General features: G+C 64.7%; 10 protein-coding genes. 4 read left to right on the plus strand and 6 right to left on the minus strand.

Annotation, left to right across the window (positions count from 1 at the left end):
* Positions 1 to 153: 153 nt before the first annotated feature.
* The gene (gene ccmA / locus EN786_RS17535; protein ID WP_127285882.1) at positions 154 to 762 is read right to left on the minus strand and encodes a heme ABC exporter ATP-binding protein CcmA; all 609 of its coding nucleotides are present in this window, start codon (positions 760 to 762) and stop codon (positions 154 to 156) included.
* Between the two features lie 284 nt (positions 763 to 1,046).
* Here ccmA and acnA point away from each other — a divergent pair, with 284 nt between their 5' ends.
* Both acnA and EN786_RS17550 read left to right on the plus strand, forming a co-directional pair.
* Entirely contained in the window at positions 1,047 to 3,737 is a 2,691-nt protein-coding gene (acnA, locus tag EN786_RS17540; RefSeq protein WP_127285881.1) for an aconitate hydratase AcnA, read from the plus strand.
* A 466-nt stretch (positions 3,738 to 4,203) separates the two neighbouring features.
* Positions 4,204 to 4,992 (plus strand): thioredoxin family protein, encoded by a 789-nt coding sequence (locus EN786_RS17550; RefSeq protein ID WP_127311029.1) that lies wholly within the window; start codon positions 4,204 to 4,206, stop codon positions 4,990 to 4,992.
* A gap of 133 nt (positions 4,993 to 5,125) precedes the next feature.
* Here the strand turns inward: EN786_RS17550 and EN786_RS17555 are convergent, their stop codons facing one another.
* Positions 5,126 to 5,797, minus strand: coding sequence for a DUF938 domain-containing protein (locus tag EN786_RS17555; RefSeq protein ID WP_127311028.1), 672 nt, complete (start codon positions 5,795 to 5,797; stop codon positions 5,126 to 5,128).
* Between the two features lie 581 nt (positions 5,798 to 6,378).
* On the opposite strand from EN786_RS17555, the gene EN786_RS17560 reads away from it, so the two are divergent.
* Positions 6,379 to 6,768 carry a DUF2794 domain-containing protein gene (locus tag EN786_RS17560; RefSeq protein WP_126057429.1) on the plus strand — a complete coding sequence of 130 codons (390 nt, stop codon included), beginning with the start codon at positions 6,379 to 6,381 and terminating at the stop codon, positions 6,766 to 6,768.
* A gap of 120 nt (positions 6,769 to 6,888) precedes the next feature.
* Here EN786_RS17560 and EN786_RS17565 read toward each other — a convergent pair whose 3' ends face one another.
* The 4 genes from EN786_RS17565 to EN786_RS17580 form a co-directional block, all read right to left on the minus strand.
* The gene (locus EN786_RS17565) at positions 6,889 to 7,467 is read right to left on the minus strand and encodes a GNAT family N-acetyltransferase (RefSeq protein WP_127286706.1); all 579 of its coding nucleotides are present in this window, start codon (positions 7,465 to 7,467) and stop codon (positions 6,889 to 6,891) included.
* Between the two features lie 105 nt (positions 7,468 to 7,572).
* A complete protein-coding gene (locus EN786_RS17570) occupies positions 7,573 to 8,352 on the minus strand; it encodes a Bax inhibitor-1/YccA family protein (RefSeq protein ID WP_127286705.1) in 780 nt (259 codons plus the stop codon).
* A gap of 230 nt (positions 8,353 to 8,582) precedes the next feature.
* Complete coding sequence (locus EN786_RS17575) at positions 8,583 to 11,132, minus strand: ABC transporter permease (protein ID WP_127311027.1); 2,550 nt, start codon at positions 11,130 to 11,132, stop codon at positions 8,583 to 8,585.
* Positions 11,132 to 11,830 carry an ABC transporter ATP-binding protein gene (locus EN786_RS17580; RefSeq protein WP_127311026.1) on the minus strand — a complete coding sequence of 233 codons (699 nt, stop codon included), beginning with the start codon at positions 11,828 to 11,830 and terminating at the stop codon, positions 11,132 to 11,134. Before EN786_RS17580 ends, EN786_RS17575 begins: the two co-directional genes overlap by 1 nt.
* Before the next feature lie 131 nt (positions 11,831 to 11,961).
* On the opposite strand from EN786_RS17580, the gene EN786_RS17585 reads away from it, so the two are divergent.
* The gene (locus tag EN786_RS17585) at positions 11,962 to 12,606 is read left to right on the plus strand and encodes an arylesterase (RefSeq protein ID WP_127311025.1); all 645 of its coding nucleotides are present in this window, start codon (positions 11,962 to 11,964) and stop codon (positions 12,604 to 12,606) included.
* The last annotated feature ends 100 nt before the right edge of the window (positions 12,607 to 12,706 follow it).

Consider the following 12,706-nt stretch of genomic DNA (forward strand, 5'->3'; position numbering starts at 1 on the left):
GCCATCTCCCCCTCAAGGGGGGAGATTGGATGTCACTTCGGCTTTCGCCAATTTTCAACATAAGGAAGCTGGCGGGGCGCGCGAACTGCCGATCTCCCCCCTTGAGGGGGAGATGCCCGGCAGGGCAGAGAGGGGGGTGACAGAGCGACAACCTCAACTGGCTTCCCCCATCCTCAACGCCTTCGCCCCCTCCAACCCCAGCGGCAGATGCGTCGCCGCCACGATGATCCCGCCTTCCTCCAGATGCCCGCGCATCAACCCCGCGAACCGTTCCTCGGACGCCTTGTCCAGCCCCGCCGTCGGCTCGTCGAGCAGCCAGATCGGCCGGTGGCTGACCAGGAGTTTTGCAATGGATGCCCGCCGCCGCTGGCCGGTCGAGAGATAGCCGAACGGCAGATGGCCGATGCCGCCGAGCCCGACGGTCTCCAGCGCCTCGTCGACGCCGAGCGCCGGCTCGCCGCAGAAGTCGCGCCAGAAGCGCAGATTCTCCGCCACGCTCAAGGCCGTCTTCATCGCGTTGAGATGGCCGAGATAGTGTGACGCCGCAGCGACCGTGGGAAAAGCCTCGCCGCCGGCCTCGACCTGGACCCGCCCTTCGGCGGCGCGCAGCAGACCGGCGATGACCCTCAGCAGCGTCGATTTGCCGGCGCCGTTCGGCCCGGTGACGACCAGCGCCTCGCCCTTCTCGAGCGCAAAGCCGATGCCGGAAAAGACCGTCTCGCCGCCGCGCTCGCCGCCCAGATTTTCGGCGATCAGCCGCATCATTGCCCGTTCCGAAAGCGCCGTTTCGCGGCCGTCGCCGCATCGCACAAATTTGCCTTTCGACTGTCTAGAACTATTCCAGGAAATTCTCTATATGCGGTTCATCCGTGCCAGCGGTCGGCTCGGGAACAGAATTAGCGCCGAACCAGCGCACGCGCCGCCTTGAACGGCTCGGGTTGCTTGGGAGCGGACAGCGGAAATGGCCGTACCCGCACCTTTGCGCGTGATTGCATGCCATCGGCGTCCGTTCCCTTTCAGGCTGAACAGACAAGGACGGATCGCACGTGTCAAAATCCCTGGACAGTTTCAAATGCCGCCGCACCCTGACCGCGGGTGGCGCTGACTATGTCTATTTCGACCTCACCGAGGCCGAGAAGAACGGCCTCGCCGGCATCGCCCGGCTGCCCTATTCGATGAAGGTGCTGCTGGAGAACCTGCTGCGCAACGAGGACGGCCGCTCGGTCACCAAGGAAAGCATCCAGGCGGTGGCCGGCTGGCTGACCGACAAGGGCACCGCCGGCGTCGAGATCGCCTACCGTCCGGCCCGCGTTCTGATGCAGGATTTCACCGGCGTTCCGGCGGTGGTCGACCTGGCGGCCATGCGCGACGGCATCAAGGCGCTCGGCGGCGATCCGGAAAAGATCAACCCGCTGGTGCCGGTCGATCTCGTCATCGACCACTCCGTCATCGTCGACGAGTTCGGCACGCCGATGGCCTTCGCCCGCAATGTCGAGCTCGAATATGAGCGCAACGAGGAGCGCTACAAGTTCCTGAAATGGGGCCAGCAGGCGTTCCGCAACTTCCGCGTCGTGCCGCCCGGCACCGGCATCTGCCACCAGGTCAACCTCGAATATCTCGGCCAGGTCGTGTGGACGAACAGCGAGGACGGCGAAACCACCGCCTATCCCGACACCTGCGTCGGCACCGATTCGCACACCACCATGATCAATGGCCTCGGCGTGCTCGGCTGGGGCGTCGGCGGCATCGAGGCCGAGGCGGCCATGCTCGGCCAGCCCGTCTCCATGCTCTTGCCGGAGGTCATCGGCTTCCGCCTCACCGGCAAGCTCAAGGAAGGTGTCACCGCCACCGACCTCGTGCTCACCGTAACCCAGATGCTGCGCAAGAAGGGCGTCGTCGGCAAGTTCGTCGAGTTCTTCGGCCCCGGCCTCTCCAACATGACGCTGGCCGACCGCGCCACCATCGGCAACATGGCGCCCGAATACGGCGCCACCTGCGGCTTCTTCCCGGTCGACAGCGAGACCATCCGCTACCTGACGATGTCCGGCCGCGACGAGAACCGCATCGCGCTGGTCGAGGCCTATTCGAAGGCGCAGGGCATGTGGCGCGACGCCGGCTCCGCCGACCCGGTCTTCACCGACCTGCTCGAGCTCGACCTCGGCGACGTCGTGCCGTCGATGGCAGGCCCGAAGCGCCCTGAGGGCCGCGTCGCGCTGGAAGGCATTCCGGCCGGCTTCGCCAAGGCGATGGAGACCGAGTATAAGAAGGCCGCCGATATCTCCAAGCGCTACGCCGTCGAAGGCACCGACCACGATCTCGGCCATGGCGACGTCGTCATCGCCGCCATCACCTCGTGCACCAACACCTCGAACCCGAGCGTGCTGATCGGCGCCGGGCTGCTCGCCCGCAACGCCAACCGCGTGGGCCTGAAGCAGAAGCCGTGGGTGAAGACCTCGCTGGCGCCAGGCAGCCAGGTGGTCGCCGAATACCTGGAAAAATCCGGCCTGCAGAAGGAGCTCGACCAGATCGGCTTCAACCTGGTCGGCTTCGGCTGCACCACCTGCATCGGCAATTCCGGCCCGCTGCCGGCGCCGATCTCCAAGACCATCAACGATAAGGGCCTGATCGCCGCCGCGGTCTTGTCCGGCAACCGCAACTTCGAGGGCCGCGTCTCGCCGGACGTGCAGGCGAACTATCTCGCCTCGCCGCCGCTGGTCGTCGCCCATGCGCTGGCCGGAACGGTGACCAAGGACCTGACCACCGAGCCGCTTGGCGAGGACAGGAACGGCAACCCCGTCTACCTCAAGGACATCTGGCCGAGCGCGGCCGAGATCCAGGAGTTCATCGAGAAGAACGTCACGCGCGAGTTGTTCGCCCGCAAATATGCAGACGTCTTCAAGGGCGACGAGTACTGGCAGAAGGTCAAGGCGCCAGAGGGCCAGACCTATGCCTGGGACGACAGCTCGACCTATGTGCAGAACCCGCCCTATTTCGCCGGCATGACATCGGGCTTCGGCAAGATCGGCGACATCAAGGGCGCGCGCGTGCTCGGCCTCTTCGGCGACAAGATCACCACCGACCACATCTCGCCGGCGGGCTCGATCAAGGCCGCCTCGCCGGCCGGCAAGTACCTCACCGAGCATGGCGTCGGCGTCGCCGACTTCAACCAGTACGGCACGCGGCGCGGCAACCATGAGGTGATGATGCGCGGCACCTTCGCCAACATCCGCATCCGCAACCACATGCTGGGTGAGAACGGCCGCGAGGGCGGCTACACGATCCACTATCCCTCGAAGGAGGAGATGTCGATCTACGACGCCGCGATGGAGTACAAGAAGGAAGGCGTGCCGCTGGTCATCTTCGCCGGCGTCGAATACGGCAACGGCTCCTCGCGCGACTGGGCGGCCAAGGGAACAAATCTCCTGGGTGTCCGCGCTGTCATCGCCCAGTCCTTCGAGCGCATCCATCGCTCGAACCTGGTCGGCATGGGCGTCATCCCCTTCGTCTTCGAGGACGGCACCTCATGGGCCTCGCTCAACCTCAAGGGCGACGAGCTGGTCGAGATCGACGGCCTGGACGCCATCAAGCCGCGCCAGAAGATGACCGCCAAGGTCACCTACGGCGACGGCACGGTGAAGAACATCCCGATCATCTGCCGCATCGATACGCTGGACGAGCTCGACTACTTCAAGAACGGCGGCATTTTGCAGTACGTGCTGCGCGATCTGGCAGCTTGATAAGGGAGTAGGGGAGTAGGGCAGTAAGGAAGTAGGGAAGAGACACCCCTATTCCCCTATTCCCCTATTCCCCTATTCCCCTATTCCCCTATTCCCCTATTCCCCTATTCCCCTATTCCCCTATTCCCCTATTCCCCTATTCCCCTCCGCACTTCCCGCACGCCCCACAATCCAGCGGCAATAAAGGCAAGGTTGGTCAAAGCATTAGCCGGCTCTGCCCAAAGTTCCGGCCCGGTCCGCTCGCAATAAAGATCGACGGGCGTCGGGAGAGTTTGCCACATGACGATGATGCGCCCTCCTAATCGAACCGCGGCATGAAGTGGAGGGGTCTTTCCTATTGCGGCCCTGGGCGTGCTTGCAACGCCGAAAATTTCACCGCAACGTGACTTCCCGTTGACTGGCGGTTCTGCCACATATTTTAGCAATCAGAACAAGGCCGGCGTCACCGGCGGGAATCGGAACGGCCATGGCATTTGCAAAACCCTTGCGGCTCGCGGTTCTTGCGCTGGCCCTGTCGGCAAGCGCCGGCACGGTGCTTGCAAGCGAGCCAGAGAGCGCCCGGGCCGATAAACAGCAAACCGACAAGCCGCTCGGCGTGGTCGAGCTTTTCACCAGCCAGGGCTGCAGCTCCTGTCCGCCGGCCGACGAGTTCTTTGCCGAGCTTGCCAGCAAGGAGGACCTCGTCGCGCTCGCCTATCACGTCAACTACTGGGACTATCTCGGCTGGCAGGACACGCTGAGCAGCAAGGAAAACACCGACCGGCAGTACGACTACATGCGCGCCTTCGGCAGCCGCTCTGTCTACACGCCGCAAGCCGTCATCAACGGCCGCAGCCACGTCAACGGCGCCAGCCGCAAGGAAGTCGACGGCACGCTGGCGCGCCTCAACCGGACCGGCGAAGGCATGCGCGTCGGCATCAAGGTCAGCCGCACCAGCGACCGCGTCATGATCGATGCCGGCGACGCCGGCAACGGCCCCAACGACGCCCATGTGGTGATCGTCTATTTCGATCCGCCGCAGATGGTGAAGATCGGCCAGGGCGAGAACAGCGGCCGCAGCCTGACCTATTGGAACGCCGTCTCCGACATCCAGATCGCCGGCATGTGGCACGGCAAGCCGCAGCGCTACGAATTGCCGATGACCGAAATCGCCAAGAAGGCCGGCTGCGCGGTGCTGCTGCAATCCGTCGGCAAGGACGGCATGCCAGGCCCGATCCTCGGCGCCGCCTTCATCCGCAAGCCCGACCGGCTTTAGAGCTTCCTCGTCCTAGAGCATTCCAGGAAGTGCGTATCGGTTTGCGTCCGGAATTGCGTCAAAACAAAGAGATAGAGCGGTTCAGCGTTTCCACTGAAACGATGAATAGCCAATAGAATGGGACGATTGTCGTTCAGGCACTATCGCAGGAGAAGACAACCGACAAATTGTTAGCAGGCATCTCGATCGCCTCGCGGAGACTAAGTCGAGAGGCCTCACCCACGCGTTCAAGATCAGCAATATCACGCACACCCCAAGATGGGTTGCGCTCCTTTAGAGATGCGTCGAAAGCGGCGTTGGATGGTGCGTTGTGTGTGCCGTCGCGCATGAATGGCCCGTAGAGAACAAGAAGCCCACCAGTGCGGAGCAAACGGCCAGCGCCTGCAAACAATCCTAAACTTGCCGCCCACGGCGCGATATGAACCATATTGATCGACACGATGGCGTCAAACGGCGCCGTTTGCTCGACGCCCCATAATCTCGAGCACACATCTATTTCAAGCGGCGCGAGCACATTATTCAGCCCAGAAAATTTGATCCAGCTAGAGGTGCTGGCGCGTGCGTCGGCATCAGGATCGCTTGGCTGCCAGGTGAGGTTGGGCATCGCTTCCGCAAAACACACGGCGTGCTCCCCGGTCCCGCAGCCAATCTCCAGCACCACGCCATGTGTCGGAAGAACACGCTTTAGGACCGCGAGGATCGGTGCCAAATTTCGCGCAGCTGAAGGCGAGAACATGCGCTGGTCGGGGCTCATGCCGCGCTGTTCAAGAGCAACAGGCGAGCGGTTGTCATTCTCCTCGGGCATGGGCCGCAGATCCTCCGGGGCCGACGTTTCCCGCTTTATAGCTGAAATGATGGAACCGGATCCCGAAGATTTTGGACTGCAAGGCCTCGTCGAAGGAATATCCGAGGATGGTTGGAATTGGTCCTTCGCGTCGTGTGCCAAGCGTCAGCTTCTTCATCACTAGGAGCGAAGCGACGCAGCGCAGACCCAAGGATCACGAAAGCCAAGCAGTAAAAACCGGCGTCAGCTTGCTTCTGACGCCGGTCATTTAGGTTTTGGGATCGTCGCACCCGATTTTCCGAGGGAAAACCGAGGTTGGTTCGATCCGACGCAGACCCGTGGGCGGGGGGCTTGGGGTTTACGAGCCGGTGCCGGACCGAACCGTCTCAGGCAACGCCGGTAAACTCGTCGGACATTGGGGCATGAGCGCGGTTAGAAAATGGCAGAAATGTGGCAGAGCATCACCAATTCCAACAGGAGGTTCACAAACGTGACTGGACGTGACGGAAACAGCGCTGCGCTGGCATGCTTCGCCGGCTCTTGCAATTCCATGGCGAACGGGCCAACTTCTGAAGGCGAAGATTCATTCGAAGGATCTAGGCATGACCGATCGCGGTGGCAGTGGGACGGAGGATGGGGACGCATCCGCAATATTGATCCCGCTGCATGAGGCCCGACGCGAGCGCCTCGACCAGCCGGTGCGCTTCGACCGGCGCGAACTCGATCAGATCCTCAGGCTCTACGGACGCATGGTCGCCGCCAATGAATGGCGCGACTACGCCATCGACCATCTCTCCGACCGCGCCGTCTTCTCCGTCTTCCGCCGCGCCAGCGAGGTTCCGCTGTTCCAGATCGTCAAGGATCCGAAGCTGGCGCGCCGCCAGGGCGCCTTCTCCGTCATCGCCGCCGGCGGCCGCATCCTGAAGCGCGGCCAGGAGCTCGGCCGCGTGCTCGGCGTCTTCGATCCAAAGCTGAAGGTTATCGAGGCTTGAGCTGGGAGTCGAAGAGGAACTGAGGAACTGGGGAACTGACGAATTGAAGAATTAGGGAAGAAGGCACTCAGCGCCTGGTGCAACCGCCGCCTTCCTTTTGTTCTCCAATTCTCCAGTTCCTCAGTTCCCCCTTAGTCCATCACGGAACCGCCGCTCCGGCCACGAATCCGAATCCGGCGCACGTCCTGCCCCGCCATTCAGCGACAGCTGCATGAAGACCGTGTCCAGCCAGCGTCCGTGCTTGTAGCCGGACCCTTCCAGGCGCCCGGAATGGCGGAAGCCGAGCTTCTCGTGCAGCCGCACCGACGCGCTGTCGGCATGGCCGTCGCCGATGACGGCGATGATCTGGCGGAAGCCGGCCGCCTCGGCCGCGTCGATCAGCCCTTGCATCAGCAGCCACCCGACACCCTGGCCCTTCGCCTCGGGCGCGACATAGACGGAATCCTCGACGACGAAGCGATAGGCCGGGCGTGGCCGGAACGGACCGGCATAGGCATAGCCGAGCACCGCGCCATCCTTTTCCGCCACCAGATAGGGGAAGCCGCCCGCCGTCAGACCGTCGAATCGGCTGCCCATCTCGGCGCGGCTCGGCGGCTCCAGCTCGTAGCTGGCGGTGCCGTGCGTCACCGCATCGGCGTAGATTTCCGTGATTCGGTCGAGGTCCGCGGCGCCGGCGGCTCTGATCGTGATGCTGCTCATAATTTATGCAAATCTTTCACCTGCCCTCCATAACAGCAAAGGCAGGCGCAAAAGAAAAGGGCGGCCATTGGGCCGCCCCTCGTGAACTCAGTAGTCCAGTGCCGTTCAGCGGCGGTCGCCCATGAACTGCAGCAGGAACATGAACAGGTTGATGAAGTCGAGATAGAGCCTCAAGGCGCCCATAGTCGCCTTGCGGCCGGCGACATCGCTGGCGTCGCCGTCGAAATACATCTCCTTGATCTTCTGCGTGTCGTAGGCGGTGAGGCCGGAAAAGATCAGCACGCCGATCGCCGAGATGGCGAAGGACAGCGCCGACGAGGCCAGGAAGATGTTGATCACCATGGCGATGATCAGGCCGAACACGCCCATGACCAGGAACGAGCCGAACGCTGTCAGGTCGCGCTTGGTCGTATAGCCGTAGAGCGACAGCGCGCCGAAGGCGGCCGCGGTGGCGAAGAAGGTCTGCGAGATGCTGGCGCTCGTATAGACCAGGAAGATCGACGACAGCGACAGGCCGACAAGGCCGGCATAGACCCAGAACGTGGTCTGCGCGGCCGAAACGCTCATCGACTGGATGCGGGCCGACAGGAACAGCACCGGCGCCAGCGGGGCGAGGATGACGACCCAGCGCAGCGGCGAGCCGAAGATCGCATAGCCGAAGGAGGTCAGCATCTCGCCGCTCGGCAGCGTAGCGACCGCCGAGGCCGGGTCAGTGGTGGTGGCCAGCATGATCGTGCCGATAGCGGCAAGGCCGGTGATGAGCAGGCCAAGCCCCATCAGATTGTAGACCTTGATCATGTAGGCGCGCAGGCCCTGGTCGATGTCCGCATCGACACGGGTGCCGGGCACGGCGCGCGTCTGGTAGTTGCGAATGGGATCAGCCATTGGAATTCCTCTGTTGCTTCTGCCCCGTCCGGTGTCCGGCCTTTTCTGGCCCAGGCGCCGCTGGCAGGGCTCCAGCATGCCTGCGCGGAATATGATGGTTCTTCGCCTGAAGAACAAGTCCGTAACCGGCTGTAACGGTTCGTGAGAAGGTAAAAAGCCGCTTCGACGGCCTTTTTCGGGGGCATTCTTACCAAGATTTAACCCGGCGCGGGTGTCGCGAGCCCGGCAAATCAGAGATTGCGCAGCACCGGCGCCGCCTTGTGCCCGAGCACCCGCCAGGTTCCGGCAAGGCCGATGCCGACCGTGACGGCCAGCGAAAACAGCATCGTCGCCATCGCCACTTCCGGCATGAAATGCGATGGCAGCGTCATGATGCGCGCGACCACGAACCAGGCCGCGACGCCGCCCGCCGCCAGCGCGAAGACCGCCGTGGCAAGGCCGATCAGCACATATTCCAGCGAGAACGCCGTGATCAGCGTCCTGCGCGTCGCGCCCAGCGTCTTCAGCACCACCGCATCATGGATGCGCGCCCGGTTGCCGGCGGCGAGCGCGCCGGAGAGCACCAGCACCGATGCGATCAGCGCCACGCCGGCGGCGGCGCGGATCGCGGTGCCGAGCTGGCCCACCAGCCGGTTGACGATGTCGAGCGCATCCTTGACCCGGACCGTCGTCACCGCCGGAAAAGCGCGGGTGACGGCGTTGAGCAGACGGGCGTCGTCCGCCGTGGACGCGTTCTTGTCGGTCAGCGTCGCCAGCCAGCCATGCGGGGCTCCGGCGAAGGTGTTGGGCGAGAACACCATGACGAAATTGATGCCCATCGTCTCCCATTCGACCTGGCGGAAATTGGCGATCCTGGCGGTCACGTTGCGTCCCAGCACATTGACGGTGACGGTGTCGCCGAGCTTCAACCCGATCTGCCGCCCCTCCTCGGCCGAAAACGACACCAGCGGCTCGCCGGCATAGTCCTGCGGCCACCACGCGCCTTGCGTCAGCGTCGCGTTGGCGGGCATTTTGGCATCGTAGGTCAGGCCGCGGTCGCCGCGCAGCACCCAGGCGCCTTCCGGCGGCACGCTCACCTTGCCGACATCGATGCCGTTCAGCGCCATCACCCGTCCGCGCAGCATCGGCACCTTGACCAGCGTTCCGCCGGGGGCCTCCTTGCCGATCAGCGCCGAGAAGGCGTCGACATCGCCGCTCTGGATATCAACGAAGAAGAAGTTCGGCGCCCGTTCCGGCAGGCTGCCGGAGATCTGCCGCCTGAGATTGCCATCGATCAGCGCCAGCGTCACCAGAAGCGTCAGCCCGAGCCCTAGCGACAGCACCACCGACGGCGTCAGGGCGCCCGGCCGGTGGATGTTGCCCAGCGCCAGCCTGAGCGCGACCGAGCGGACACGCGGACTCTTCCGCGCTGCCCATTGCACCAGCGCGCCGACCAGGCGCAGCACCACGAATGCAACGATCGTGGCGCCGACGAAGATCGAGGCGATGCGGCGGTCGCCGGAAAACAGGATGGCGAGCGCCGCCAGGAACAGCGCGATGCCGACCGCTGCCGCGACATAGGGCAGGCGCGGGAAGCCGCGGCTTTCAAAACCCATCTCGCGAAACAGCGCCGTTGCCGGCACGTCGCGGGCGCGCCCCAGCGGCAGCAGCGCGAAGGCCAGCGTCACCAGCAGGCCGAACAGCGCCGCCATGGCGAGCGCGCCTGGATAGAAACCGCCTTCCGCCGGCACCGGGATGACCGACTGCAGCGCGGCGCTCGCCGCGAACGGCATCGCCGCGCCGAGGATCAGGCCGGCGACGATGCCGACGCCGGCAATCAGCAGGATCTGCACCAGATAGATGGTGAAGACGAAACCGCCGGAGGCGCCGAGGCTCTTGAAGGTGGCGATGACGCCGCGCTTGCCGTCGAGATAGGCGCGCACCGCGTTGGCCACGCCGACGCCGCCGACCACCAGCGCAGTCAGCCCGACCAGCGTCAGGAATTGCGAGAAGCGCTCGATGTTGGAGGACAGCGCCGGTGCAGCGTTGCTGCGCGTGCGGATCGACCAGCCGGCCTCCGGAAACGCCTTGGCCGCGCGATCCTCGATCGCCTTGAGATCGGCCCCGCTGGCGCCGGCGGGCAGCCGGACCTTGTAGGCGTTCTCGACCAGGCTCCCTGGCTGGATCAGGCCCGACGCGGCGAGCCCTTCGGTCGAGACCAGCAGCCGCGGCGCGAAGCCGAAGCCGTCGGAGACCGCGTCCGGCTCGTTCACCAGCCGCGCGCGCAGCTCGAACGTGGCGCCGCCGAGTTTCACCCGGTCGCCAAGCTTGAGGTTCAGCCGGTCGAACAAAAGCTCGGGCGCCGCGGCGCCGAATACGCCGGACCGCTCGCCGAACAGCGCCGCGCGCGGCAGCGCCGGCTCGGTCGCCAGCGCGCCGAAGAGCGGATAGGCGTCATCCACCGCCTTGGCTTCGACCAGCGCCTGGTCCGAGCCGTCCTCCAATCGCGCCATCGAGCGCATGCTGGCGCTGTGCGAGATCGCGCCCAGCCCGCCGAGGAAATCGCGTTCGGCCGATGTCGTGTCGCGCTGGTTGAGCTGGAAGCGCAGGTCCCCGCCAAGCAGCGTCTGGCCCTGGTTGGCGACGCCGGCGCTGATCGCCTGCGCCACCGAATTGACGCCGCCGATGGCGGCGACGCCGAGCGCGATGCAGGCGAGGAAGATCAGGAAGCCAGAGAGGCCGCCACGCATCTCGCGCAGCGAGAAGCGGACCGCGAGCTTCAACGTCTGCGACAGCGCCATCAGGCCGAAACCTTCACCGGCTTCGGCGCGTCCTCGATCCGGCCCGAGCGCATCGACACCTGGCGCGAGCAGCGCGCGGCGAGTGATTGGTCATGCGTGACCAGCACCAGCGTCATGTCGCGTTCGGCCGCCTTGGCGAACAGGAGGTCGGCGATCTGCCGTCCCGTCGCCTGGTCGAGATTGCCGGTCGGCTCGTCGGCGATCAGGATGCGCGGCGAGGGCGCCAGCGCCCGGGCGATCGCCACACGCTGCTGCTCGCCGCCCGACAATTCGCCGGGATAATGGGTGACGCGATCGCTGAGCCCCACCGCCGCCAGCTCGCGCGCCGCGACGCCGAACGGGTCGGCATGGCCGGCGAGCTCGAGTGGCACCGCAACATTTTCCAGCGCCGTCATATTGGGGATGAGGTGGAAGGACTGGAACACGATGCCGATGTTTCGCCCCCGAAACGATGCGATGTGGTCCTCGCTTTTACCGTTGAGCAGCTCGCCGGCGATGCGGACCGTTCCGGAATCGACCCTTTCCAGGCCGGCCAGGACCATCAGCAGCGTCGACTTGCCGGAACCCGAAGGGCCGACAATGCCGGTCGCCTCGCCGGCCGCGACATCGAGGCTGACGCCCTTCAGCACATGCACGGAGGACGCGCCTTCACCGAGCGTCAGCGATACGTCTTTCAGCACGATGACGGCTTCTGTCACAATGAAAGCGTCCTATATGGGTAGAGAAGGGCTAGAGCATCGGAGCCAAAGTGGAGACCGGGGAAATCCGATGCTCAACAAGGAACCCGCCTTCGCCTGAAGACCATTTCCGCTCATATGGGGCCTGCCGCATGGCTTTCAAACACACTCTGGCCGCAGCCCTCGTTCTTTTCGCCGCGATCGGCAGCGCCGTTTCCTCGGCAAGCGCCGAGACGTTCAGGATCGTCGGTTTCGGCGACAGCCTGATGGCGGGTTTCAGCCTCGGGCCCGGCGAGGGTTTCACCGATAGGCTGCAGGCAGCGCTTCGCGCCAAGGGTCTCGATGTCAGCGTCGCCAATGCCGGCGTCTCCGGCGACACCTCGAGCGGCGGCCTGGCGCGGCTCGACTGGTCGGTGCCCGACGGCACGCAACTGGTGATCCTCGAGCTCGGCGCCAACGACATGCTGCGCGGTGTGGCGCCGGCCGTCCCCGAGAAAAACCTCGACGAGATGCTGGCCAGGCTCAAGGCGCGCAAGATCGGCGTGCTGCTGGCCGGCATGCGCGCCGCGCCCAATCTCGGCGCCGACTACCAGAACGCCTTCGACGCCATCTATCCGAAGCTCGCCGCGAAATACGGCGTTCCGCTCTATCCGTTCTTTCTCGACGGCGTCGCCGGCGTGCCCGGCCTGCAGCTTGGCGATGGGCTGCACCCCAACGCCAGGGGCGTCGACAGGATGGTCGAAGGCATACTACCGACGGTGGAAAAGTCGATTGCCGCGGATGGCGGCGCGTCGTGAGGCAGGAAAGTCACGGTTGCCGTTGGGGAAACCGCGAGGTCAATAAACCGCTTGCCCCGCTTGGATATCGATGATTCGCTAGGGGCGTGAGTTTCGATTC

The organism is Mesorhizobium sp. M4B.F.Ca.ET.143.01.1.1 (assembly GCF_004792275.1).
Taxonomy (GTDB): Bacteria; Pseudomonadota; Alphaproteobacteria; order Rhizobiales; family Rhizobiaceae; genus Mesorhizobium; species Mesorhizobium abyssinicae.

Bases quoted from the DNA above. Each gene is read 5' to 3' on its own strand.
- EN786_RS17560 (WP_126057429.1), top strand. From the start codon at position 6,379: ATGACCGATCGCGGTGGCAGTGGGACGGAGGATGGGGACGCATCCGCA.
- EN786_RS17570 (WP_127286705.1), bottom strand. From the start codon at position 8,352: ATGGCTGATCCCATTCGCAACTACCAGACGCGCGCCGTGCCCGGCACC.
- EN786_RS17585 (WP_127311025.1), top strand. From the start codon at position 11,962: ATGGCTTTCAAACACACTCTGGCCGCAGCCCTCGTTCTTTTCGCCGCG.
- EN786_RS17550 (WP_127311029.1), top strand. From the start codon at position 4,204: ATGGCATTTGCAAAACCCTTGCGGCTCGCGGTTCTTGCGCTGGCCCTG.
- ccmA (WP_127285882.1), bottom strand. From the start codon at position 762: ATGCGGCTGATCGCCGAAAATCTGGGCGGCGAGCGCGGCGGCGAGACG.
- EN786_RS17555 (WP_127311028.1), bottom strand. From the start codon at position 5,797: ATGCCCGAGGAGAATGACAACCGCTCGCCTGTTGCTCTTGAACAGCGC.
- EN786_RS17575 (WP_127311027.1), bottom strand. From the start codon at position 11,132: ATGGCGCTGTCGCAGACGTTGAAGCTCGCGGTCCGCTTCTCGCTGCGC.
- EN786_RS17565 (WP_127286706.1), bottom strand. From the start codon at position 7,467: ATGAGCAGCATCACGATCAGAGCCGCCGGCGCCGCGGACCTCGACCGA.